At 43.1% G+C, this 24,466-nt stretch carries 22 protein-coding genes; 14 read left to right on the forward strand and 8 right to left on the reverse strand.

Annotated features, from left to right (window positions below; genetic code table 11):
• Nucleotides 1–618: a TetR/AcrR family transcriptional regulator gene (locus tag ACT89M_RS14725; protein ID WP_487344715.1), complete on the reverse strand. Its 618-nt coding sequence runs from the start codon at nucleotides 616–618 to the stop codon at nucleotides 1–3.
• 137 nt (nucleotides 619–755) lie between these two features.
• Here ACT89M_RS14725 and ACT89M_RS14730 point away from each other — a divergent pair, with 137 nt between their 5' ends.
• Nucleotides 756–1,523: an alpha/beta hydrolase gene (locus ACT89M_RS14730; protein WP_487344716.1), complete on the forward strand. Its 768-nt coding sequence runs from the start codon at nucleotides 756–758 to the stop codon at nucleotides 1,521–1,523.
• 100 nt (nucleotides 1,524–1,623) lie between these two features.
• Here ACT89M_RS14730 and ACT89M_RS14735 read toward each other — a convergent pair whose 3' ends face one another.
• Complete coding sequence (locus ACT89M_RS14735; RefSeq protein WP_090916093.1) at nucleotides 1,624–1,881, reverse strand: GlsB/YeaQ/YmgE family stress response membrane protein; 258 nt, start codon at nucleotides 1,879–1,881, stop codon at nucleotides 1,624–1,626.
• Between the two features lie 157 nt (nucleotides 1,882–2,038).
• Here ACT89M_RS14735 and ACT89M_RS14740 point away from each other — a divergent pair, with 157 nt between their 5' ends.
• From ACT89M_RS14740 to ACT89M_RS14755, 4 genes are all read left to right on the forward strand, one after another.
• Complete coding sequence (locus ACT89M_RS14740; protein ID WP_154888955.1) at nucleotides 2,039–2,746, forward strand: response regulator transcription factor; 708 nt, start codon at nucleotides 2,039–2,041, stop codon at nucleotides 2,744–2,746.
• A gap of 44 nt (nucleotides 2,747–2,790) precedes the next feature.
• Nucleotides 2,791–4,170, forward strand: coding sequence for a sensor histidine kinase (locus tag ACT89M_RS14745; RefSeq protein ID WP_487344717.1), 1,380 nt, complete (start codon nucleotides 2,791–2,793; stop codon nucleotides 4,168–4,170).
• A gap of 125 nt (nucleotides 4,171–4,295) precedes the next feature.
• Complete coding sequence (locus tag ACT89M_RS14750; RefSeq protein WP_251503749.1) at nucleotides 4,296–5,015, forward strand: hypothetical protein; 720 nt, start codon at nucleotides 4,296–4,298, stop codon at nucleotides 5,013–5,015.
• 347 nt (nucleotides 5,016–5,362) lie between these two features.
• Nucleotides 5,363–6,262 (forward strand): cation diffusion facilitator family transporter, encoded by a 900-nt coding sequence (locus ACT89M_RS14755; protein WP_154888951.1) that lies wholly within the window; start codon nucleotides 5,363–5,365, stop codon nucleotides 6,260–6,262.
• Nucleotides 6,263–6,415: 153 nt separating this feature from the next.
• Here ACT89M_RS14755 and ACT89M_RS14760 read toward each other — a convergent pair whose 3' ends face one another.
• The 3 genes from ACT89M_RS14760 to ACT89M_RS14770 all read right to left on the reverse strand — a co-directional run bounded on the left by ACT89M_RS14760 (nucleotide 6,416) and on the right by ACT89M_RS14770 (nucleotide 7,696).
• A complete protein-coding gene (locus tag ACT89M_RS14760; RefSeq protein ID WP_154888949.1) occupies nucleotides 6,416–6,886 on the reverse strand; it encodes a ferritin family protein in 471 nt (156 codons plus the stop codon).
• Between the two features lie 104 nt (nucleotides 6,887–6,990).
• Nucleotides 6,991–7,461 (reverse strand): hypothetical protein, encoded by a 471-nt coding sequence (locus tag ACT89M_RS14765; RefSeq protein WP_154888947.1) that lies wholly within the window; start codon nucleotides 7,459–7,461, stop codon nucleotides 6,991–6,993.
• 49 nt (nucleotides 7,462–7,510) lie between these two features.
• Entirely contained in the window at nucleotides 7,511–7,696 is a 186-nt protein-coding gene (locus tag ACT89M_RS14770; RefSeq protein WP_154888945.1) for a hypothetical protein, read from the reverse strand.
• A 291-nt stretch (nucleotides 7,697–7,987) separates the two neighbouring features.
• On the opposite strand from ACT89M_RS14770, the gene ACT89M_RS14775 reads away from it, so the two are divergent.
• The 3 genes from ACT89M_RS14775 to ACT89M_RS14785 are packed head-to-tail and all read left to right on the forward strand — an operon-like array spanning nucleotide 7,988 to nucleotide 12,239.
• The gene (locus tag ACT89M_RS14775; RefSeq protein ID WP_308721798.1) at nucleotides 7,988–9,886 is read left to right on the forward strand and encodes a beta-glucoside-specific PTS transporter subunit IIABC; all 1,899 of its coding nucleotides are present in this window, start codon (nucleotides 7,988–7,990) and stop codon (nucleotides 9,884–9,886) included.
• A gap of 43 nt (nucleotides 9,887–9,929) precedes the next feature.
• Nucleotides 9,930–10,769 (forward strand): BglG family transcription antiterminator LicT, encoded by an 840-nt coding sequence (gene licT / locus ACT89M_RS14780; protein WP_308721797.1) that lies wholly within the window; start codon nucleotides 9,930–9,932, stop codon nucleotides 10,767–10,769.
• Nucleotides 10,770–10,784: 15 nt separating this feature from the next.
• Nucleotides 10,785–12,239, forward strand: coding sequence for a glycoside hydrolase family 1 protein (locus ACT89M_RS14785; protein WP_487344718.1), 1,455 nt, complete (start codon nucleotides 10,785–10,787; stop codon nucleotides 12,237–12,239).
• Nucleotides 12,240–12,353: 114 nt separating this feature from the next.
• On the opposite strand, the gene ACT89M_RS14790 is transcribed toward ACT89M_RS14785, so the two are convergent.
• Both ACT89M_RS14790 and ACT89M_RS14795 read right to left on the reverse strand, forming a co-directional pair.
• A complete protein-coding gene (locus ACT89M_RS14790) occupies nucleotides 12,354–13,730 on the reverse strand; it encodes an MmgE/PrpD family protein (protein WP_487345314.1) in 1,377 nt (458 codons plus the stop codon).
• Nucleotides 13,731–13,901: 171 nt separating this feature from the next.
• Nucleotides 13,902–14,861, reverse strand: a complete 960-nt coding sequence (locus tag ACT89M_RS14795) for a LysR family transcriptional regulator (RefSeq protein WP_186809659.1) — start codon at nucleotides 14,859–14,861, stop codon at nucleotides 13,902–13,904.
• Between the two features lie 228 nt (nucleotides 14,862–15,089).
• Between ACT89M_RS14795 and ACT89M_RS14800 the strand changes: the two genes are divergently transcribed.
• The 6 genes from ACT89M_RS14800 to map all read left to right on the forward strand — a co-directional run bounded on the left by ACT89M_RS14800 (nucleotide 15,090) and on the right by map (nucleotide 23,026).
• A complete protein-coding gene (locus ACT89M_RS14800; RefSeq protein WP_154888932.1) occupies nucleotides 15,090–15,647 on the forward strand; it encodes a DJ-1 family glyoxalase III in 558 nt (185 codons plus the stop codon).
• A gap of 11 nt (nucleotides 15,648–15,658) precedes the next feature.
• Nucleotides 15,659–16,213 (forward strand): DJ-1 family glyoxalase III, encoded by a 555-nt coding sequence (locus ACT89M_RS14805; RefSeq protein WP_487344719.1) that lies wholly within the window; start codon nucleotides 15,659–15,661, stop codon nucleotides 16,211–16,213.
• Nucleotides 16,214–16,240: 27 nt separating this feature from the next.
• Nucleotides 16,241–18,175: a glucose PTS transporter subunit IIA gene (locus ACT89M_RS14810; RefSeq protein ID WP_308721794.1), complete on the forward strand. Its 1,935-nt coding sequence runs from the start codon at nucleotides 16,241–16,243 to the stop codon at nucleotides 18,173–18,175.
• Nucleotides 18,176–18,188: 13 nt separating this feature from the next.
• Nucleotides 18,189–19,604, forward strand: coding sequence for a 6-phospho-beta-glucosidase (locus ACT89M_RS14815; RefSeq protein ID WP_154888925.1), 1,416 nt, complete (start codon nucleotides 18,189–18,191; stop codon nucleotides 19,602–19,604).
• A gap of 388 nt (nucleotides 19,605–19,992) precedes the next feature.
• The gene (locus ACT89M_RS14820) at nucleotides 19,993–21,996 is read left to right on the forward strand and encodes a glycoside hydrolase family 16 protein (RefSeq protein WP_487345315.1); all 2,004 of its coding nucleotides are present in this window, start codon (nucleotides 19,993–19,995) and stop codon (nucleotides 21,994–21,996) included.
• Between the two features lie 289 nt (nucleotides 21,997–22,285).
• Nucleotides 22,286–23,026, forward strand: a complete 741-nt coding sequence (gene map, locus ACT89M_RS14825) for a type I methionyl aminopeptidase (RefSeq protein WP_154888921.1) — start codon at nucleotides 22,286–22,288, stop codon at nucleotides 23,024–23,026.
• Nucleotides 23,027–23,104: 78 nt separating this feature from the next.
• Here the strand turns inward: map and ACT89M_RS14830 are convergent, their stop codons facing one another.
• The gene (locus tag ACT89M_RS14830) at nucleotides 23,105–24,331 is read right to left on the reverse strand and encodes an NAD(P)/FAD-dependent oxidoreductase (protein ID WP_154959124.1); all 1,227 of its coding nucleotides are present in this window, start codon (nucleotides 24,329–24,331) and stop codon (nucleotides 23,105–23,107) included.
• Nucleotides 24,332–24,466: the final 135 nt, after the last annotated feature.

Consider the following 24,466-nt stretch of genomic DNA (forward strand, 5'->3'; position numbering starts at 1 on the left):
TTAAGTGGTCGTTACTCCTTTAAGAAAAACACGTACAATTTTCTCCGCCATGACATGATGAGACTCATATTTTTGCTGATCATGCGCCCGGTTCCCCATCAACATTAGAGTCGAAAAAGCCTCAGCCAAGAAAAGCGGATCTTCTTCACGAAAGATTTTCTCATCCATGGCTTTTTTAAAATGCGAGGCTAGTACGTCATGAATCTGATGTTCTGCTTCACGAATAGCATGAATCTGTTCTTCCTCCAGAAAAGGCTCCGCTTCACGCATCATCATTTCAATCTCACCATGCGGATTAGCAAGACGAGCTTCCGCTAATCGGATTAATCCGTCTCGTAAATGTTCCGCCTCATCCAGCATATGCGCCGTAATTTTTCTAACGTTCTGCAACATCGTTGTCATGGCTGCAACGAATAGATCCGCTTTGCCCGCGAAATGATAATATATGGTTGGTTTGGATACGCCGCATTTCTTCCCAATCTGCTGAAGGGTAACCATCTCGTAGCCAAATTCTTTAAATAGGGTAGATGCCGTATAGATAATGGTTTGTTGCATGGAAATGTCATTGTCCGTCTGCTTGGGTCTTCCGCGCAAACGTTTAGGTACTTGCTCTGGCATAGATTCGTACACACTCCTTCCACAATATTTTATGTCAAATCATAAATATAAGCAAAGAAGCTTGTAATTTTACTTACCAGTAAATATAATTAGTTCTGTAATTAAAAATGATACGTTTAAAGGTGGGCAACGAAGTTATGGCAAAGACAACAGTGCGTAAGAGCAGATGGAAGAAAATAACGATATGGATTAGTGTAATTATTATTGCCCTGGTAGCAGGGGTGTTTGCGTACCTGGCATCTGTCACATACAGCCCTTCGGAACAAGCGGAAGTGGCAATGAAAAGTCATGATCGGGTCGTTGTTAGTGAAGTGAAGAACGGTTATCAATTTGAACCTAAAGGGCAGGACATCACACAGCCTAATGTTGTGTTTTATCCCGGAGGTTTAGTGGAGCCGGCAAGTTATGCGCCTATGGCACGAGCACTAGCGGAGCAAGGACATCGTGTGTATATTACGAAGATGCCGCTGAACTTGGCGATGTTCGGGGAAAACCGGGCGGATTCGTTTCTCGCGGAACATGAGGGTGAAAGCTTTGTTATTGGTGGACACTCCCTAGGAGGTGTATTCGCTTCAAGATATGCTGCGGCGCACACAGCTCAGATCAAAGGTGTCTTTTACCTAGCTTCTTATGCAGATGATGGCGGGAGACTGGACGGAACCAACTTGTCCGCACTGCAAATTACGGGAAGCAATGATGGTGTTCTGAACTGGGAATCGTGGGAAAAAGCGAAGTCCAATCTTCCGAATGACACGACATATGTAAGCATAGAAGGCGGCAACCATGGTCAATTTGGCTCCTACGGAATGCAGAAGGGAGACAACGCACCTAAGATCACAGAACAGGAGCAGCTTAAGCAGGTTGTTCAGGCATTGGAAGCATGGATGAAATCAATAAAACCATAGATAAAATAAAAAAGACCGAAGTTTTCATCTGCAAACGATGAATTTTGTCGGTCTTTTTATGATTTTCTATTGAACAACGGGAGTGATTTCCACTTCTTGGTTAACGTCTACGGAAGGCTCCGCCGCGTGCCAGAGCAAAAAAGAGGAGCAGGGCAATGATTGAGCCAACGATCGCCGGAATGATATGAAACCCGCCAATCACCGGTCCCCTTGGTCCAAGCAATTCGGTTCCTAACCAGGAACCGATAAAACCCGCAACAATGTTCCCAATTACACCGCCCGGTACGTCCCGCCCAATCAAGTTGCCACTTAACCAGCCAATAAGTCCACCAACAATAAGTACCCAGAGCAGATCCATGGTTTGTTCTCCTTTCTTCGGGTTTATTACAAGTTATGTTGGGTTCAGTGGAATATACCTCATCTTATATTGGTGGAGTACTGCAAATGCTCTGTGCTAAGATGAGGGTACTTATGATTCAAGCTGGGGAACAAGGATAGAAGGGGTGTACAGTCCATTGAATAAAATACTTGTCATTGACGATGAAGTCGCCATTCGAGATTTAATTGAGCTGGTGCTCAGAAGAGAGAACTATGATGTAAAAACCGCAGAAGATGGCAAAACCGGGCTGCAATTGCTGGACTCTTTTCAACCAGACCTGGTAGTGCTTGATTTGATGCTGCCCGATTGCTCGGGATATGACTTGTGCAAGGAGATTACCGGGAAACGTGCTGTTCCTGTTATTATGCTCTCTGCCAAAAATGAGATTATAGATAAGGTGCTTGGATTAGAACTTGGCGCGGAAGATTACATGACCAAACCGTTTGACAACCGCGAATTACTTGCTCGCATCAAGGTAGTTTTGAGAAGAAACGAGAGCAAGGTGGAGACAAGTGAAGGGGCGGAAGTGCCGTCGACACGTATCATCCATGAAGAGCTGACTTTTGATATGGAAAGCCGAAGAGTGCTGAAAAACGATGTTCCCGTCTCTTTGACGGCCAAAGAGTTTAAAATTCTGGAAACTTTACTTAAAAGGCCTGACAAAATCTATACTCGGGATGAGCTCTTACAGATCGGATGGGGATATGATTTTATGGGAGATAGTCGTAGTGTGGATATGACCATCATGCGACTAAGGAAGAAACTGGAGGATAACGCGGACGAACCGAAATATGTCCGAACGATCTATGGATTCGGTTATCAACTTGGAGGTGGCGAGGCCTGAAGTACGCAACCCGGTTACTGCTGAACTATTTATTTTTCTCTGTATTGTCCTTTGGCATCATCATCTTTGCCGTTAATAAAGCCATTGATTACTACAGCTTCATTACTATTGAAAAACAGATGATGGAGAAGGCAGATCTCTCCGAGCTGTCCTTCCGTGAAGTGCTGGCACAGCATCGATCATCATCAGGGGAGCCGCAGACGAAGGAAATCGTCAGACTTGCACTGGAGAAGCTGAAGGCTTCAGGCAAAGAAGTGCGTATCTATGACAGCTCCAAGCAGCTACTGGGCTTGGCTGTAGATGGCATCATCATTAATGATGGCAAACCACATATTTTCGAGAAAAATATTGAAAAAGCTCTGAGCGGTAGCTATGCCTATACTGTAACTGATGATCATCTGCTTTATTTTGCGACTCCCATTCAGAATCAATTTTACGAAAATGCTTATGTGTACGAGTTCGTAGAGGACATTTCGTACTTTTATGCAATCATGGATCAAATCCGTTATGTGCTGTTTGCAGGCGCGGGCGGATTCATTGTGCTGATTACGTTAGCCAGTCTGTGGATTGCACGAAATACAACCAAACCGATTAAGGTGCTTCTTGGTGCCGCGCAAAGTTTCTCCAGACAGGAATTTAAGCGAGTTCATCTGAACCGCAAGGATGAGCTGGGGATGCTCGCGGATGGACTAGACTCCATGGGACAGCAGCTTCATAATTACATTCAATACCAGAAACAATTTGTCTCGAACGTATCTCACGAATTAAAAACACCTCTGGCAGCCATACGTGGTTTCTCTCAATACTTGTACGAAGGAGAGAATGAGAACGAAGAGTTACAAAAAATCTATGCTCATCTGTTGCAGGAATCGGATCGGCTCACCCGTTTGATTAATGAACTGTTGTTGTTATCCCGATTTGACAAGGCAGGTTCAAGCGAGCTGGAGGTCGAAAAGACGGAAATGAACGCACTGATCCAGCAAGTCGCCAGAAATATGGAAGCCAAAGCTAAGGATAAAGAGATCAGGATCACAGTTAAACAAGTAGAGGAAGACCCGATGGATGAAGGTCTGACAAAAGTCTATGCGAGCGTCAATCCAATGCTCATGTCCCATGCAATCGCCAACCTGTTGGATAACGCTATCAAATATTCAGGCAGTCATTCGCAAATTAATGTGGAGATGGAACATACGTCAAGCGAGGTCGTTGTAAAGATAAGTGACCAAGGCATAGGCATCGCGGGTGATGAACTAGAGCGAGTACAGGAGCGCTTTTACCGGGCGAAAAATGCAAGCACAGCGAATGGTTCAGGTCTCGGTTTGTCCATTTGCAAAGAGATCGTCGAGCGTTTTAATGGATATATCGACATCGAAAGTGAGTTAGGACAAGGTACGATAATTACGATTGTGTTACCTCGTGCCTAAACACATTTCTAAAACGAAGCCCAAATAAATACCGTTACAAGACTGATACATTTCTGTTATAAGACTAACAAATGCTTTTTTTATAATGACTTCATAAGAACAAATCACACATTTATGGAGGGATTATGATGAAATTAACAAAGAAATCTGCCAGCTTTATCCTGCTAAGTGCTTTACTAACGGTAGCTCTGACGGGCTGTCAGTCCACTGATGCGAAGTCACCAACAACCGGACAGAATTCTGCTGAGCAAAATACGTCGAATGGACAAAGTAAAGGTGAAGGAACATCCGATTCAAAAAAACCGGATTCCGAAGGTACTGAAGGACAGGGCTCTGAGGCAGTGAAGGAAGGCTCAGTGAAGAAAGAAGGCAATGTGGTGCTGAAGGAGCTTGCTTTTGTTCATAATGAGCACACCATTGCGATTTCGGATACAGCGAATGAAGAGCAGATGGAACAGATGCTGGGCAAACCAGACAATTTCAAATCCCATACGTACACTGCTGGGGATGGAACCAATATGGATAATTTAATCGGATTTACGGAAAAAGTATACACGTATCCTGGTATGGAGATTAAAACGATCAGTGTACCTGAAGGAAAACAAGACTCGATCTTTGATATCAAAATTACCGATCCCAAGTATACAACAGTTCGAAACATTAAAGCAGGGGATAGCCTAGACACACTTAAAAAAGCTTATCCTGAAGGAAAGCTGGTAGGAGATGGGGCACCTGACGAGGAAGACGACTTCCGTTACGAGCCATCGAACTATGTAGATGTCATGTCATTCCATATTAAGGATGCCAAGGTCGAGAGCATTCATATCTTCAGCCTGCTGGACTAAAAGTGTAATTGATTTACTTCTTTGATTTATAGAGCCGTATCATAAGATTTACTTTTCGAACCTGCCCAAGAGTTGGGCAGGTTTTTATGTCGTTATGAGTTGATAAGAGATTATAGCGTATTTAATGTATGTAATGTTTTTGACGTTACATATCTCCAGATTTATACATAAAGATTCAGGTTGAGTACAAGTTTTCCTTACGCAACTTTTTTGGATTCCCATTAAACTCTTGCGGCACTCAGACTATGTTTGCTTACACTTAAAACGTTTCTCTAGACCCACACAAATGTTCAATGATACCATCATACAAGTGTTACGACAGTTGAATATTGCAGGAGGAACGAAATGTGGATCAAGTAAGATACGATAACTTAAAACTCGGGGAACGTGGGGCGATCATCAGTATCATCGCTTATATATGTTTGACCGCAATAAAGCTGGTGATTGGCACAATTGCTGGCTCTGAAGCACTCAAAGCAGACGGCTTGAATAACGCAACGGATATTGTCGCGTCCATCGCCGTACTGATTGGTTTAAGGTTCGCCCAGCGTCCGGCCGATAAAGATCATACATATGGGCACTGGCGGGCAGAAACAGTGGCGTCTCTTGTGGCCTCATTCATCATGATGGCTGTGGGATTGCAAGTATTATTCGAAGCCTTTGGTTCCGTATTCGAGGGCAAGCACGAATCTCCTGATCTAATTGCTGCGTATACAGGCATTTTCTGTGCAATTATTATGGTTTTGGTCTATCGATACAATAAAAGACTGGCCACACGTATCAAAAGTCAGGCTGTTATGGCTGCCGCACGGGATAACATCTCCGATGCTTGGGTGAGTATCGGTGCCGTCGTCGGGATCGTAGGTTCTCAGTTCGGCCTTCCTTGGCTTGACCCTGTAACGGCGATTATCGTCGGTTTGCTGATCTGCAAAACGGCCTGGGATATTTTCAGAGAAGCTACGCACCATCTTACCGATGGATTTGATGTAGAGTTGATTCAAGAATACCGGGAGACCATTGCCGGAATTGATGGTGTAGAGACGGTTAAAGATGTACGAGCACGTAATTACGGCAGCAACGCCGTAGTTGACGTGGTCATCACGGTTCGAGGAGATTTGGATCTGCAACAAGCACATGATATTTGTACCGATGTGGAGAATGAGCTGCTGGAAGAGCATGATGTGTATACGGTACACGTTCACGTCGAGCCGGAGCCAGAGCAGGAAGCGGTCAAAGAATACATGTAATATTTATAAAAAAAATAAAAAATGAAAAAGGGCCTTGAAAAAGCAAAAACCAGTAAACGATGATGTTTACTGGTTTTTTGATGTTGTTAAGTATTTAAGGTTCGTTCACTTTTTTAACATGCCCGCGTCAATCCGAATGATCTTATCTAGCAATCATTTAGGCATATTGTACATAATCAGATTGTTATACTTATCCGCATGTTTTTGTTCGTCGAGGATAATGCCCCATACCGTGTCTTTGTAAATACCGTAGGGGAGACCAAACCATATTCTTCTGTACTTCTCCACCGCGGCAAGCTCGCCCTGAAATGCCTTTTGTAAACCACCCAGATACGATGTAACGTTTTCCGGAGATTCACTGCTTACACCTGTGATCTCATGACCTGTGAGGTCTTTGTACATCTCTCTGAACATCTGATTGTGACCGCGCTCATCATCGCGAATGCTTGTAATAATCGCGGCTTGGTACGTATCAGGAGCCATACGAATGAGAGCGTCATAGAACATTTCATCATTTCGTTCGCCTTGAACCGCCGATTGAATGAGCCCGAGTGCTTCAGCTGTTGATGTTGCCCATACGGGAGTAAATGGTTTTCGATAAAAATAAGGATACGTTGTGTACATGCCAATCCCTCCATACCAATGATGAGTTAAGATATGCACATATGCCCAGAAACGTAACCCGCTCTCTTTTGCTGTGCTTCATGCTATGCCTGTACCAGAGGCCTTTAACGTTCGATCCGCTTAACGATATCGTCTCTAATCATGATTTTTATCAACTTACTGTAACCATAGGCAAGCACAAAAGGCAGGAAATAGGACCAGTATGTCCAGAAAATATTCCATCCGTTAAAATACTCAACATGACCCATCAACTTTGCAGTCCACTCGATCAATGTTAACAAGAGAGCAGTTACAAAGATACTCGGCCAAGGTCTGGTGTGTTTGACCAAAATCATATACATCATGATGCAGCCTGTGATTGGATATATACCAAGATCCATCGGAAGGGCGGCATATGCCTCATTGCGAGTGTGGGGTAATATATTCCAGAAATAATTAAACCCAACACTATTGATACAAGTAGATACGGCCACACCAAGCGGAAAATAAATCAATACGAGTCTATAGTTCCGCCGTAAAATCCAAGCACCTATCAGAAGGGGGATGACCATACCAACGATCCAATTGCCCAGCATATCTTTTCCCTCCAAATTAAACTGTGATATCTAAACGAACTCTCGCCAATTAATCCGATTTTTTCTGTTCAAGGAGAAGATTCACTTTATCCGTAAGTGCTTTTAATTTTTGATCATAGTGCCTGTACGTATACCAGCCAATCACAGCTTTGATCGCAAAAAAGAGCACAGCTGCGATAACAACCAAGAAGTAATTGTGTGCGATCTGTTTCAACCAATCATTGATGTGTTGCATTGTTTACAACCCCCGTCGCGTACATCTATCATCTGGTTAAGATGCCCATTACATCTTAAGGTAATTCATAAATGTAATAAGATTCTTTGTGTATAAAGTGTTGCTTTTTGTCGAAATCCATGCTACATTATCGATGTAAACGTTTATATTTGCTTTAAACAACATCATATATGATTCAATTTGGCGTGTTACTGTTCGGCAGGCAAGGCCTAAATTGGGTGGTTTGTATATTTATTATACCCGCCCAATTTAGGCCTTTTTTTATGCACAATTTCAGGGTGAGGTGTTTACATGAATTATAAAGAAACCGCTAAGGCTATCCTTGACAAAGTAGGCGGACAAGAAAATATCAATGATTTTCTCCATTGCTCTACCCGATTAAGAATGAATCTGAAAGATCCAAATCAAGCAAAGACCGAAGAAATTAAATCCATGGACGGAGTTATGGGCGCAGTATATAGCGGAGGGCAATATCAAGTTATTATCGGTAATGATGTAAGCTATGTATATAATGAACTTAAACAAATGATCACGATAAACACAGATGAAAAACCGGAGCCAAACAAGAAAAGAGATATGAGTTTTAAAGGTTTGTTTGAAAGTTTTGCCGGATTGATTACGGGTATTTTCCAGCCGATCATTCCAGCAATCGCAGCGGCGGGTATGTTTAAAGCTTTGCTTTTATTGTGCACATCGCTCGGTATTCTATCTAAAGAAAGTCAGATTTACGCCTTATTGCTTAATATCGCTGATGCAGCTTTTTACTTCCTGCCTGTATTGCTCGCATACTCAAGTGCACAGAAATTCAAAACCAATCCATATATTGCAGCTACACTGGCGGGGGTTTTACTGCATCCTAAAATGATCACATTACTTGGCGGAGAAGTACCCGTGGAAATCGCTGGTGTTCCTGTACCTAATATCAGTTATGCGTCCAGCGTTTTACCCATCATTCTGACCGTATGGCTCATGTCGTATGTTGAGAAATTTGCGGATAAGGTATCCCCTGGTCCAGTGAAAATCTTCCTGAAACCTTTAATTGTCATACTTGTCATGGCACCACTGGCTCTCACTGTTTTGGGACCCATCGGTAACTATTTGGGTGTAGGTTTGTCTGACGGTTTATTCTGGATTCAAGGTAAAATCGGTTGGTTAACGGTTGTGATTTTGGCCGTATTCCTTCCGTTTATCGTGATGTTCGGCATGCACAAAGTGTTTTATCCCGTTATTTTCGCAGCCATGGTTTCACCAGGCTATGAAACATTGATCCATAGTGCGATGCTATCTTCTAACATGGCACAAGGCGCTGGAGCACTGGCGGTCTGGTTCTTGGCAAAAGACAAGAAATTGAAGCAGGTTGCATTGCCAGCAGGTATATCCGGATTGTTCGGTATTACCGAACCAGCTTTGTACGGGGTACATTTACGTCTGAAACGAACATTGGTAGCTTGTATGATTGGAGCGGGCTCAGCGGGACTGTTCGCTGGTATTGTTAACTTGAAGGCTTATGCAGCAGTAGGGCCGGGTCTTGCATCGTTACCTATGTTTATCGGGGCTGAAAATAACTTCACCTACGCGCTGATTACAGCGGCTATTTCTATCGTTGTTACTCCAATTGCCGTTTATTTCATCGGTTTTAATGATCCAGGAGCAGAAGATCATGCACAAGCTTCATCAAGAGAAGTCGCTCAAGTAGAAACAACTTCACCAGCTCCGAAGAAAGAGAAATTGCAATCGCGTTTGGTTGTTTTCTCCCCGCTTGAGGGCGAGGCAATTCCGTTAAAAGCAGTGAACGATGAAGCGTTCTCCCAAGAAGCGATGGGGAAAGGTATGGCGATTAAACCTTCCAAAGGTCAAGTCGTAGCTCCATTTGATGGCACTGTGCAAACCGTGTTTCGCACCAAACACTCGATCGGTTTGAAATCAGTAGAAGGCATTGAACTTCTGATTCACGTCGGCATTGATACCGTTAAATTAAAAGGACAGCATTTCAATGTTGTTGTTCAGGAGGGAGATATCGTGAAACACGGTCAACTTCTGATTGATTTCGATATGGAAGCCATTATAAAAGCAGGCTTTGATACAACAACACCGATCATTGTAACAAACAGTGGTGACTATCTTGAAATCCTTGGACATGAGCAATCTGAAAAAATAGGACCTGAGACACCACTTATAACCATTTTGTAATATTATGGGGTGAAATTCACCCTGAACATAGAGGAGCATGGATATGAGAGTAGTTAAGGTTCTCAATACAAGTATTGTTTTGGCCAAGCGTAATGACAATAAAGAGGTTATTGCCATGGGCAAAGGAATCGGGTTCAGAAGCAGGCCCGGGGACATGATTAACGAAAATGAAATTGAAAAAGTATATATCGTTGAGAATGAAGGAATGTCCTCGGATATGACTGCACTGATGAGAGAGACGCCGGAAGAGTATTTAATTTTGGCAGACGAAATCATATCCTATGCGAAACAAGTATTATCGCGTGATCTGAGTGAAAATCTCTATTTTTCGTTAACAGACCACCTCCATATGGCTGCCAAGCGATTCAAATCGAATATTACGATACAAAATCGAATGTTATGGGAAGTGCAGAAGTTTTACCCGCAAGAATTCCTAATTGGGAAGCAGGCTTTAAAGTTTATTAAAGATAAGCTTGGATTGGATCTGCCGGAAGAGGAAGCAGCTAACATCGCCTTCCATCTGGTCAACGCTCAGCAAACGGAACAGAACATGAGTCAGGTCATGATGATGACTACTACCGTTAAAGATATTCTTAACATTATTCGCATTCATTATGGAATCGAGCTGGATACATCAAGCATTAATTATTCACGCTTTTTGACTCATCTGCAGTTTTTTGTTCAGCGATTATTGGAGAATACCATGCTCGAATCCAAGGATGATGAATTGCTAGAACGAATTTCGAGTAAATATCCAGAGGAAAGCAATTGTGTTTCCAAGATCAATAATTATATTGGCGCGAAATTTGAACGATTTATGTCCAACGAAGAGAGATTGTATCTCATCATTCACATTAGCCGTGTGATGGACAGAGCGCATTAACAGGAGGATTATGATATGACGACCATCAGAACATTTCCCGAAGGATTTTTATGGGGCGGAGCAATTGCAGCGAATCAGGCTGAGGGAGCCTGGAATGCAGCAGGGAAAGGCATCTCTACCGCTGATACGGCTATGAATAAGAAAAACATAAGTAAAGGTGACTATAAAAAACAAAATGCTGTGAGCTCGGAGCAACTCGCGAGAGCGCTTCAGGATCAATCTACCGTGAATTATCCAAAACGCAGAGGAATCGATTTCTATCATCGTTATCCAGAGGATCTTGCTTTAATGGGTGAGATGGGCATCAAAACATTACGTACGTCCATTGCGTGGACTCGAATTTTCCCAAATGGAAATGAAACAAATGCAAACGAGGAAGGTTTGCTGTTCTACGATCGCCTTTTTGATGAGATGATTAAAAATGGCATCGAACCTCTGGTTACCTTGTCTCACTATGAGATGCCGATGTATCTGGTCGATCATTACGGTGGATGGACATCCAGAGAGGTTGTTGATTTCTTTGTAAGCTTCAGCACAACAGTATTCAACCGTTATAAAGATAAAGTAAAATATTGGATCACTTTTAATGAAATTGATGGTATAGTTCGTCATCCGTTTACCAACGGTGGCATTGTTCCGGATCGTTTCGAGAATGTTGAGCAGGCGGTCTACCAATCGTTGCATCATCAATTTATTGCAAGTGCGTATGCGGTTAAGCTATGTCATGAGATTATTCCTGATGCTCAAATTGGATGCATGCTGACAAGCCTGTTGCACTATCCTCACACATGTAATCCGCTGGATGTACTGGCAGCACACAAGAACAATCAATTTAATCTGTTTTTTACCGATGTGCAGGTGCGTGGCGCTTACCCAGGTTACATCGAGAGATATTTTAGAGAGCAGGGAATCATTATTGAAAAAACTGAAGGCGACAGTGAGTTGCTAAAAAAGTTTACGGCTGACTTCATATCATTCAGTTACTATAACTCCTTTGTTGCAAGTGCAGATAGCGAAGGCCTGGAAACGGTTAGTGGCAATACGATGGGCGGCGTGAAGAACCCTTACCTTCCTGTCAGTGATTGGGGATGGCAGATCGATCCGATTGGGTTGAGACTCGCGCTTAACAATCTGTACAGCCGTTATCAGGTACCTCTGTTTATCGTAGAGAATGGCATTGGTGCTTACGATACGATTGAAGAAAACGGTACAATCAGCGATCCTTATCGCATTGAATACCTGCGTTCCCATATCGAACAAATGCATGAGGCTCTGCTGGATGGTGTTGAAATCATGGGGTATACCGTCTGGGGAATCATCGATCTGATCAGCTATTCCTCTTCCGAAATGGAAAAACGCTACGGTTTAATCCATGTCGACCAAGATAATGACGGAAACGGCACCCTGGAGCGAAGACGGAAGGAAAGTTTCTTCTGGTACCAAAATTTGATTGCGAACAATGGACTATAACTTGAATAGAGCAGGGGCTGTCCCAGCCATAATTATGACTTATGGGACAGCCCCTTTTCTTGTACTATTTTGTTCGGGTTAAGATCCTATTCAAGTATTCGTTAATCAAATCGTTTATAAACAAAGCAGCTTATCGACATCGACCAGGTTCTCCATATATTGAATCATCTCAAATCGTTCTTTGTGGGTGTGATCAAAAGGTGTGCCCGCAAGCAAGCGATTAAATTTCTGTTCAAGCATGTTCCAGCCAAATGGTGTTTCAATATCTCCTAAAGGTACGGGCATCCAACGTTCATGCACATGAGAATCATAAGTTGTTATAACAACATGAGCAGCGCAAAAGTGGGTCGGATGTTCAGCCAGATATTGCTGTACGTCATCATCCAGGGTTACCGTAATTTTTTCAACCAGTTCATGTACTTCCGGATCAGTGAAGCTATCGAATATTAATTCCTCCGAATCCATACGGCCATATTTAAGAGCCACGGCTGAAGTGAATTGCGTGCTGGCCTGTGCTCCGATGGCTGTCTTGGGTTTTGGATTCGTTAGTCGGTATACAAAGGAAGATGTTTTCACCTCAACAGACTTAATCTCCGAAGGCGTTAAATGATAATCTTCACGAAGTTCCAGCATGGCGTCAAGTGTAGCGTGTAAACCGCGCTGACAGGCATGGCGTTTAAAATAAATACTCGTTACTTTAAAATCGATTCCCAGCCCATTTAATACATCACTTGTATCACAATGCCCGCTTGTACCTTTGAAGGCCTGAAAAAATCCATATCTTCCTTCTAATGCTGCATCAGGCCCCGTAAATCCACAGGATGCCAGTCTCACGGCTCTTAATCCGGTCAATGCGGCCCAGCCACTGCACAAAATTTTCCCCGATGTTCCATCATTCTGGTATTCAATCAAACCTCCTGTGAAAAGAGATGCAATCCCCATGGCATCTTTGGTCTGCTTGGTATCCGCATTGGTTAATTTGCATACCAAAGCCGCAGCTGCAACAGCTCCGCACACCCCGGTAGCATCAAAACCTCTTTCCCGATACATAAATGGATTAATAGCTTCACCTAACCTCGCATATACGTCATATGCTGAAACAATAGCTGTAATCATCTGTTTCCCATCGTTTCGGTGTAATTGGGCCATACTTAGTAGAAGTGGAACCAGCACAGAACCGGGATGACCCATCGCATGACGATACCCATCATCAAGATCTGCACAGCGCGCCATCATCGTATGGATAAAGACTGCATGGTCTGTACTCGTGCGAACATTCCGTTCACCAAGTAGTGAAACCAATTCTTCATTTTTAATAACCGAGTCTGCAAGAGTCGCATATTTCAGGATGCGTTCACTTGCTTCCGAGTATCGACCAAATATCATATTACCGTAAGAGTCCAGTATCACTTGTTTACCGACCTCAATCGCCCTCTCGGAGAGATCCTCATATTGAAGGCGAGTTACATAATCGGCCAGTTCAACAATCATCGTTTTCACAACAATTCACCTCGTTATTTTGACTTCCATCCACGAATGTATGAGAAGTTTACATAACAAAAATATATAGTTGGCACGCTGATGAACTCCAGCACAAGTTAACTGCAATCACTCAACTTTTGTATGCACAAGATGGCTTGAAGGGCAATATCGCTTCATCCGCTACTCGATTTGATGCACTGAAGGGTTGCAATAATGCTTGATTATTCTTTTCAGATCCTCAACGTATGAAGGAAAGATTTTGTTTCTGTGATAAATCAATGCGAGTGGGTGGAGATGGGCAAAATCAGCGATCGGAAATACATGAAGCGGAGAGTTGGTATGCCCGGACTCATTCAACGCCTGTATTCCTGAAAGGTACATCGTTAACGAAAAACTGGCAGCATAATCCTCCGCACATAGAAGGTGATGAATGTCTGGTTGAGTTAATTCGTTAATGCAATATAAGGAAATATTACGTTCAGCTAGATGTTTATCGAGTAAAATACGAGAATTGAAGTTTTTCTTGTTAAGCACAAATGGAACATGTTGAAACAGACTCAGATCCGCACCTTGATTAAAGGTTTCGATACACTCGGGATACTGATCCGGGAAATAAAGCTTAAGCAGATTGTCTGAAATCACCATGTACATTTGTTCATGCAGAATCGTTTCATACTTTACATTTTGTGTCACGATATTATCTACACCCGAGAGAAAGAGATCCAGTGAATTGTTTAACACCATCTCCTGCATTTGCGGGGAAGTTGTACGATGAATTTCAAGCTGAACCTTAGGGTGTAAAGTGCGAAATTCTTTTAATAGCTTCGGTACGATAATCGGATAACGCCCTTCGGTAATGCCAAAATGAATAGTGCCTGACTTATCCTCTTTCAGATCGGTGAGTTGGTTCTCCATATTTTGATCCAGCAATTCAATTTGGCGAAGCGTGTTTTGCATAATTCTCCCTGCAGGTGTCAGAGCAATTTTGGGTTTTCGTTCAAAAAACGCAACCCCGTGTTTTTCTTCCAGGCTTTTCAGATATTTGCTTAGGGACTGATGGGAAATGTATAGCCGTTTAGCTGCATTGGAAATGTTTAACTCCTCGGATAGAACCAAAAAGTATTTATAGTTATTCAGCATACTGACCTCCTGTGTTTCCTCTCTGTGACTTTGATTAACGGATGACATATACCAACAAGGTTAGGATCATCATACTGCAACTAATAGTTACATACAAGCAGTCTAAATGTGCTTTAGGGTTGCGGATATGTATGTTAAATTATGAATGTATCGCGGCACCTATAGCGTTGTAAGCGTGAGCAATAAGCAATTGCTTGCACTGAATAAAATAAATAGGAGGTTATGTGCGTGAGTAAAGTTGCAGTTCTTTTAGCAGAAGGATTTGAAGAAAGTGAAACGCTGACGATTGTTGATATTTTAAGAAGAGCCCATATCGATTGTCACATGATTAGTACAGCAGGAGAAATGGTGCGCGGCAGTCACGATATCGAAGTGAAAGCAGATGCTCTCATCAGTAACGATGTTGCAAATTACGATATGATCGTACTTCCTGGGGGCATGCCAGGAGCTGCCAATCTTCGTGATGATGAACGTGTGATCCAGCTAATTCAGGAAATGAACCAATCTGGCAAATATGTAGCGGCTATGTGTGCGGCTCCACTTGCACTGGCTAAAGCGGGTGTTTTGGAAAACAAAAAATTTACTGCCTATGTAGGTTATGATCAGAAGATTCAAACGAGCGGTACGTTTAAAGAAGACATTGTGGTTCAAGATGGAAACCTGATAACAAGTCGTGGCCCTGCAACGTCTTACGCTTTTGCTTATGCGTTGGTGGATGCTTTAGGTGGAGATAGTATGGCTGTAAAGAATCGTATGGTATATTTCAATGCATTTGATGCTGAATAGGAGGAACTACAATGACAAAAAAGGTAGCCGTATTGATGGCGGAAGGTTATGAAGAGGGTGAAACACTGACGATTGTTGATATTTTGAGAAGAGCAGGTTTGACTTGTGACACTTTTTATTTTGGAGACCCGCTGGTGAAGGGAATGCACGGAATCTTTGTTAAAGCAGATAAAGCATTTGGCGAAGAGGTAAAGCAATATGACATGATCGTTCTGCCGGGAGGCCGTCCAGGTGGGCAAAATCTGAAGGAGAATCCCGATGTCATTCATATGGTGCAATACTTCAATGATAACGACAAGTACATTGGCGCGATGTGTTCCGGCACGGTAGTTCTGTCCGATGCCAAGGTCATTCAGGGGAAGCAGGTAACAGGTTATGTGGGGTATGCAGAAAAATTGATTGGTGGCATCTTCAAGGATGAAGTTGTCGTAGTAGACCAAAACCTGGTTACAAGCCAAGGGCCTGCAACGCCTTATCCGTTTGCATACAAAATTGCAGAGATTTTCGGCAAAGATACATCTGACTTGCGTGAAAAGATGTTATACAACTTTGCCGGAGGCAAGTAAAGACAGCTAAGAGGGCGGGGGAATTATATGAAAACAGAGGAATTGGCTAAGGAAATTATCGCCAACATTGGACAGGATAATATTACGTATGCCACGCATTGTGCAACCAGACTGAGATTCAACGTCAAAGACGAGACTCAAGTTAACTTGAAAGCGCTTGATCGACTGGAAGGTGTCCTGCGAGCTCAGTTTAACAGCGGTCAGCTGCAGATCATTATTGGAGCAAAAGTAAAAAGCGTTTTTGACGCAGTCAGTGAAAAGCTTGACTTGGATAATCAGGACATCGAAGTAAAAGCAGTGCAACAAAAAAAGAATGTATTATCCCGAGTCGTAGAAACGGTTGCAGGTATATTCGGGCCCGTCATTCCTGTGTTAATTGGATGCGGTATGGTCAAGTCTGTGCTTGCGATCCTGACGACAATGAATCTTCTCGAAACAACAAGCGGCGCATATCAAACCTTTAACCTGATCAGCGATCTAATTTTCTATTTTTTCCCCTTCTTTCTAGCAGTCAGTGCAGCTAAGAAGTTTAAAACAAACGAGTATTTAGCTGTCGCTCTTGCCGGCGCTTACATGTATCCGACGATCATGGAAGGAGCTGCAAAAGTAGCAGAAACCGGCGTCACCAGCTTAAGCTTTTTCGGACTTCCGTTGTTGCTCGTGAACTATAAGTCAACGATTATTCCGATTATTATTTCCGTATGGGTTATGAGCTACGTACATCGCTTTGTAAATAAGCGTATACCCGATATGTTTAAAATCCTGTTTGTACCGATGATTGTGTTATTTATCATGGTTCCACTTGGATTGATTGTATTCGGGCCGATCGGAACCTATTTCGGTAGCGGGGTTGCTCAAATTGTAACGTATCTCTATACCGTTAATGGTGTGATTGGTGCCTTTTTGTTCGGAACATTCAGGCCGCTTTTGATCATATTTGGCATGCATTACGCGATTACACCGATTAACAGCCAGCTTATTGCAGAATATGGTTACTCGGTCATTTCACCTGCCAACCTGACAGGCAATCTGGCTCAGGCTGGAGCATGTCTTGGTGTATTCCTCCTGCTAAAACATAAAGCGAGTAAATCGAGTGCTTTGTCCAGTGGTGTAACAGCCATGTTTGGAATTACGGAACCGGCTATTTTCGGGTTCAATCTGAAATACAAGCGACCATTTATATGTGCAATGCTTGCCGGAGGGATTGGAGCAGCTTATATCAATTTCTGGGGCGGCGGAGCGACAGCCTTGATTCTACCCGGAATTCTTGCGTTGCCAACGTATATTGCCGATAGCTACATTCACATTATTATTGGTGTTGTCATAAGTATTACGCTTGCCCTGGTTTCCGTTTTAATCTGGGGGATTGAAGAGGACATTCCAGCTTCAACAACAGTCAATGTTAGCCATGGAGCAGTCAATGCTACAACAGTTAATGCCTCAGCGGCAACTTCTGAATCGTCAGCATCCACATCTGCAAATAAAAGAATTGATCGTGTAATTCGGCCTTCAGGAACGTTAATCATCGGATCTCCTATTAACGGCACAGTTAAGAACATAAAAGAGATTGACGATCCTATCTTTGCTTTAGGTAGCGGCGCGGCAGTCGAATCCATCGATGGCAAAGTATACGCACCATTTGACGGAAAGGTCGTCTCGTTGTTCCCGACCAAACATGCCATTGGACTTATGTCGAACGAAGGCGTTGAAATGCTTGTTCATGTAGGTATTAATACGGTCAAGTTGAAAGGTAAACATTTTACTGCTCATGTGCAGCAGGATCAGATTATTAAACAAGGTGATTTGTTAATTGAATATGACCATAATGCTATCCGTGCAGAAGGATTTGATACAGTAGTACCCATTATTATTTCAAATACGTTTGAATATCAGAGTGTAGAGCAGGTCGCTAAAGAAGATCGAATTGCCCAAAATGAGGCATTGCTGCGCATTCATGCTTAGAGGTGATGAGATCATGGATAAATTATCTGAACACTTCCTATGGGGAGGCGCTGTCGCTGCCAATCAAGTTGAAGGCAGCTGGAACAAAGGCGGCAAAGGCATAAGTGTCGCTGACGTAATGTCAGCAGCAGCGCATGGAGTTGAGCGGAGGATTACAGAAGGTATAGAGGAAAATGTATATTACCCTAGTCACGAGGCTAGTGATTTTTATACGAGATACAAGGAAGACATTCAATTGTTTCATGAGATGGGTTTTAAATGCTTTCGAACCAGTATTGCTTGGACAAGAATATTTCCAAACGGGGATGAGACGCAGCCGAATGAAGAAGGCCTGCAGTTCTATGATGACTTGTTTGATACCTGTTTGGCATATGGAATTGAGCCGGTAGTCACCATATCCCATTTTGAAATGCCCTATCATCTGGTGACGGAATATGGAGGATGGCGTGATCGAAAGCTGATTGACTTTTATTTAAACTACTGCGAAGCAATCTATATGAGATTTCAAACAAAGGTCAAGTACTGGATGACGTTTAATGAAATCAATATGATTGTACGCAAGCCCTGGAAGCCAGGAGGAATTCAATGGTTTGAAGGAGAAAACAAACTGCAGACCATGTATCAGGCTGCACATCACATGCTGGTCGCTAGTGCCAAGGCAGTCAAACTCGGTAAAAAGATCAACCCGGACTTTATCATTGGCGGCATGTTTCTTCATCCAACGTCTTATGCAGCAACTTGCGACCCTAATGATGTACTCGCCCATGTCAAGAAACTTCAGCAAGCTTATTATTTTCTTGATGTACATGTCAGAGGAACATATCCGCGGTCATATTTTCGATTCTTGGAGCAACATCAATTGGAAATCGAATCTGCTCCGGGGGATGAATTGATCCTGAAAGAAGGAACGGTAGATTTTATCGGTTTCAGTTATTACTCTAGTTCAGTCGTGATGGCTGATCCAACGGATCAGGACAAGAGCGAGGGCAATGAAATCAGCGGTTATAAAAATCCTCTCTTGCCAGCCAGCGAATGGGGATGGCAAATTGATCCGGTAGGTCTTCGGATTACATTAAACTGGCTGTACGATAAGTATCAGATCCCCTTGTTTATAGTGGAGAATGGGCTGGGTGCCATCGATGTGTTGGAAGCGGATGGAGCTGTACATGATCCATATCGAATTGATTACCTGAGACAACATGTAAGAGAGATGAAAAAGGCCATTTTGGAAGACGGAGTCGAAGTGATCGGGTATACGCCATGGGGATGCATTGACCTTGTAAGTGCCGGTACGGGAGAGATGAAAAAGAGATATGGTTTGATCTACGTCGACAAAGACGATGAGGGAAACGGTTCTCTGAAAAGGGTACGGAAAGACTCTTTTTACTGGTACAAGGAATGTATTGCAAGTCACGGGGAAAACATATAAATCCCATACAACATATGTTAATGAGAAGCACTGTTTCGTCTTTTAGACAACAGTGCTTTTTTCATTAATCAAAAGATTTGTCTTATAGATTAAGGCTTCTGGTTGCTTTTTCAACGCAAAATGTCGCAAAGTGTAGCAATTTATGTTGCAATGAGATGAACCTTTCTGTTTACAAAGAAAAAGGAATCATCTCTTTTCATTTATACAATGAATTGACAGGCTAAAACAAATATAAATATATCTTTCAGCACATTCTTCTTTTCGGTAGAATAGAGTTATCTGATCTGTAATCTTTTTCCTTATTGATAACGGATTGGAAAAATGATTTGAAGGAGGAGAATGAATGAAATCGGCTGCTTGCAGGGAGAGGCAATTGGTGTACAGAAGGATGGGTGTGATGCTCGTATTCATCATGCTGGCCAGTGTTTTACTTGGGCCCGGCTCAACGGCTCGGGCTGCCGGGAAGACGATTACGTCCATGGAGTACTTTTCATCTGCTGACGGACCTGTCATATCCAAATCCGGGGTTGGCAAGGCCAGTTTCGGGTTCGTGATGCCTAAGTTTAATGGGGGTTCTGCTGCATGGAGCGAAGTGAACGGGGATTTAGGTGTTAATGTCAAGGTAGGAAGCGAGTGGGTGGATATTGATCAGGCGGAAGGCTTTACGTACAACCAAAACTGGGGACACTGGACTGACGCCGGCTTTCATGGATATTGGTTCTCTCTCTCCTCAACCACCGATGTTCAATTGTATTCCAGAGCGAACGGAATAAAGCTTGATTATCGACTGGTCTTTCAAAACATTAACGAAACAACGATCTCAGCAATGAGCCCTACACAGGGGCCTGACATCATTGCCAGCAGCACCGGAGGCGCCGGCTTTACGTATCCCACCTTTAACAATAATCCATCAGTCACCTATGAAGCCGTCGCTCAGGATCTCAAGGTGTATGTGAAACCGGTGCAGAGCAACACGTGGATTGATATTGACAATAACGCAGCCAGCGGCTGGATTTACGATCAGAACTTCGGCCAATTCACTGAGGGTGGAGGAGGATATTGGTTTAACGTAACCGAGTCTATTCACGTCAAGCTGCAGTCCAAAACATCGGCTGTGAATATTATTTACACCATTACATTCAATGAACCTGTGCGTAATTTATTCGTAGTTACTGCCTATGAAGGGACAACTTTCACAGCAGATGAAAGCGGTTCCATAGGTATTCCGCTGCCCAAGATTGGCGGGAGCGCACCTATTGCGAAGGAATTACAAAATTTTGTATACCAAATCAATATCAATGGTCAATGGGTAGACTTAAGTAATAGTGGTCAAAGTAAATTTACGTATTCCGGCAATGGCTACAATCCGATTTCCGATGCCAATCAGTGGGGATACTGGGCCGATCATATCTATGGTCTATGGTTCCGACCTATTCAGGAAAATATGCAAATTCGAATCGGCTATCCGCTTAACGGACAACCCGGTGGAAACGTGGGTAGCAACTATGTGAACTATACACTCATTGGCAACCCGGATGCTCCACGTCCCGATGGTTCGGACCAAGAAGACATCTCCATCGGTACACCGAACAATCCGGCGATTGAAGGCATGAATCTGATTTGGCAGGATGAGTTCAGTGGTTCTGCGCTGGATACAAGCAAATGGAATATAGAAACAGGGTATTATCTCAATGATGATCCGGGAACCTGGGGGTGGGGCAATGCGGAGCTCCAGCACTACACTACCAGTCCGCAAAATATTTTTGTTCAGGATGGAAAATTAAATATCCGTGCAACACATAGTAACCAATCATTCCCTCAAGACCCGAATCGTTTTGCTAAATATGCTTCCGGTAAGGTGAATACCAAAGACAAGTTATCCTTGAAGTACGGGCGTGTCGATTTCCGTGCCAAGCTGCCTACAGGAGATGGCGTATGGCCTGCACTCTGGATGCTACCGCAAGATTCGGTATATGGCACATGGGCTGCATCAGGTGAAATTGACGTGATGGAGGCAAGAGGCCGTCTGCCTGGAACAACCAGTGGGACGATTCACTTTGGCGGGCAATGGCCTGCCAATCAGTATGCAGGTGGAGAGTATCACTTCCCCGCAGGACAAACTATTGCTAACGATTATCACGTATATTCTGTAGTTTGGGAACCGGACAACATCAAATGGTACGTGGACGGCAAATTCTTCTATAAAGTTACCAACCAGCAATGGTCGTCTGCAGCTGCACCGAACAACCCTAATGCTCCATTTGATGAACCTTTCTATTTAATCATGAACTTGGCGATCGGCGGTAATTTCGATGGTGGCCGCATTCCGGATGCTTCAGATATTCCTGCAACCATGCAGGTGGATTATGTTCGGGTGTATAAACAGCAATAATGGTTTTAGCTTAGTCCGTTAAATTAAATTAGCGAGAGCGAAATCCTTCGTGTAACGTAACATGATTATTAACGCTATATACCTGGGGTGAACTTCGGTTCACCTCTTTTTTGTACACGTAAGAGAGGTAAAGGCCAGCACGTAATCAAAGACATAGATGTCAAATAGTTGAGTTTTTTCTTTGTGCGAGTACATCGAATCCTAAAAATGTTGCAAACTGTAGCAATTTATGTTGCAATGAGATGAAACTTTCTGTTTACAAAGAAGAAGGAACGTGAGGTACGCGCATATGATTGCAAAAACGGAAGAGGATTTTAATGGTTTAAAAGAAATTGGAAGGATCGTTGCTTCCATCCGCGATACGTTGGTTGAGCGGACGGTTCCGGGTGTAACGACCAAAGAACTGGATGATTTAGCTGGAGAGCTGTTTGAGAAAGAGGGCGCCATTTCCGCACCCAAAAGTGAATATGACTTTCCTGGTTTTACGTGTATTAGTGTCAATGAAGAAGTCGCTCACGGGATTCCAGGGGATCGGGTAATCCAAGAAGGCGATATCGTCAACATCGATGTTTCCGGCTCCAAAAACGAATATTTCGCAGATACAGGTATCTCCTTTGTTGTCGGCCAGGGAGAAGAAGTGTTAACGAAAATCTGTGAGGTAGCCAAACTCGCTTTTGAAGCAGGTCTGAAAAAAGCGAATCCTGGCTCTAAAAAGAGCGGTATTGGCAAAGCTGTTTTTCTAACTGCCCGGCAGAATGGGTTAACTGTTATTCGTAACCTGACAGGACATGGGGTTGGCCGTGCCATTCACGAAGCGCCGGATCATATCTATAATTATAATGACACGTCAGATGATGAGTTGCTGAAAGAAGGCATGGTCATCGCGTTTGAACCCTTTATTTCTACATCTGAAGAAGAAGTTTATCAAAAAGGGGATGGATGGACGTTTGCTACCAAAAACAGTCATGTAGCTCAGATTGAACATACGATCATTCTGTCCAAAAAAGGGCCAATCATTATTACCCTGTAACTATAGAGGTCGATTAAGGTTTTGTAAGGTATACTTAAAAGCCGATTCCAGATGTAGATGTGGAATCGGCTTTTAGCGTTAGAGAGTCATTTTTTCAACAAGGGGTCTGTTCTGCAAATAAAGATCCATATCCGGGCTAGAGCCATGCACGATATTGTCCGTTACAATTTTCGCCAACACACCGTTATACACGGTTCCATTGTCGCCATAAGCCATAATGACGTAACAATGCGGATATGAGTCATATTGTCCGATTACCGGCAAGCCGTCATGTGTTCCCCCGTAAAAAGCACCTAAATAATAATCTGATTCAACCTGAATATTTGGAAAAAGCTTATTAAATTCTTGGATCAGTTTATCCTTACTTGCCAAAATTTTAGAATCCCTGGTTTCCACGTAGGCCGTATCCTTATCCATGCCGCCGATAATAATACGGTTATCCGTCGTTGTGCGCATATAAACATACGGACGTGCCGTTTCCCAAATTAACGTGCGTTTGTACCAGTTTTCTAAATCAGAAACCGGCTTGGTAATAACAGCGTAAGAGCTGGAGAGCGTGGCATTTTTTTCTGCTTTAAAGTCTTTATCTTCATATCCAGCCGCAATAATCACATGTTTCGCACGAATCTCGTGGCGTTCTTTGGTATAGAAAACAGCCGAATCGTTCTCAAAACGTTTACCTGAAATCTCGGTTTCCTCGTAGATCCGTACACCTTCTGATTTTGCTTTCTCAAGCAGTCCATAAACGAATTTTAACGGGTTCATCTCGGCATCATCATGATAATAAATCGCAGCTGATTTAGAGAAAGGATATACGCTTGATATACGCTGCTCATCCCAAAAATCCACGTTGAAACCGTGCTTTTTGAGAAGTTCATATTCTTCTTGCAATGCCGGGATATCTTCCAGGTAACTCGCGTAATACAAGCTATCACGTCTTATAAAATCAGGCTTAATCGGGAGCTCGCTACTGATATGCTCAATATGATTGATCGATTGTTCACACAATTTCAGATGACGGGCGGCTGCTTCTTCACCGAATGTATTCTTCAAAGATACAAAACTCTTTTCCCCCGCATATTGAATCAACGCAGTGTTGGTGCTTGTGCTGCCTTCTCCAACCTTTCGCTTGTCCACGACAACGACTGATAATCCTTGATTACAAAGAAAATGAGCACACTGTGCACCCGAACTGCCCGCACCGATGATGAGAACATCACAAGTAATATTTTCCTCAAGCTTCGGGTAAGAAGGAGGATTTGTTACCGTGGTTGGCCAATACAATTTGCCGCTCTGCAGATCCATCTCGAATCTCTCCTTAAATATATTCGATACGTAGTATGAGCACTTTGTTGGAAGTCAATGCAGAGCATACGTTTCTTATGAAGGAGCAAATGGCGAGAGCGCTGAACAGAGAGGGCGCCTGTGGACTGGCCTTCG

The sequence above is a fragment of the Paenibacillus sp. NN59 genome, assembly GCF_057597225.1.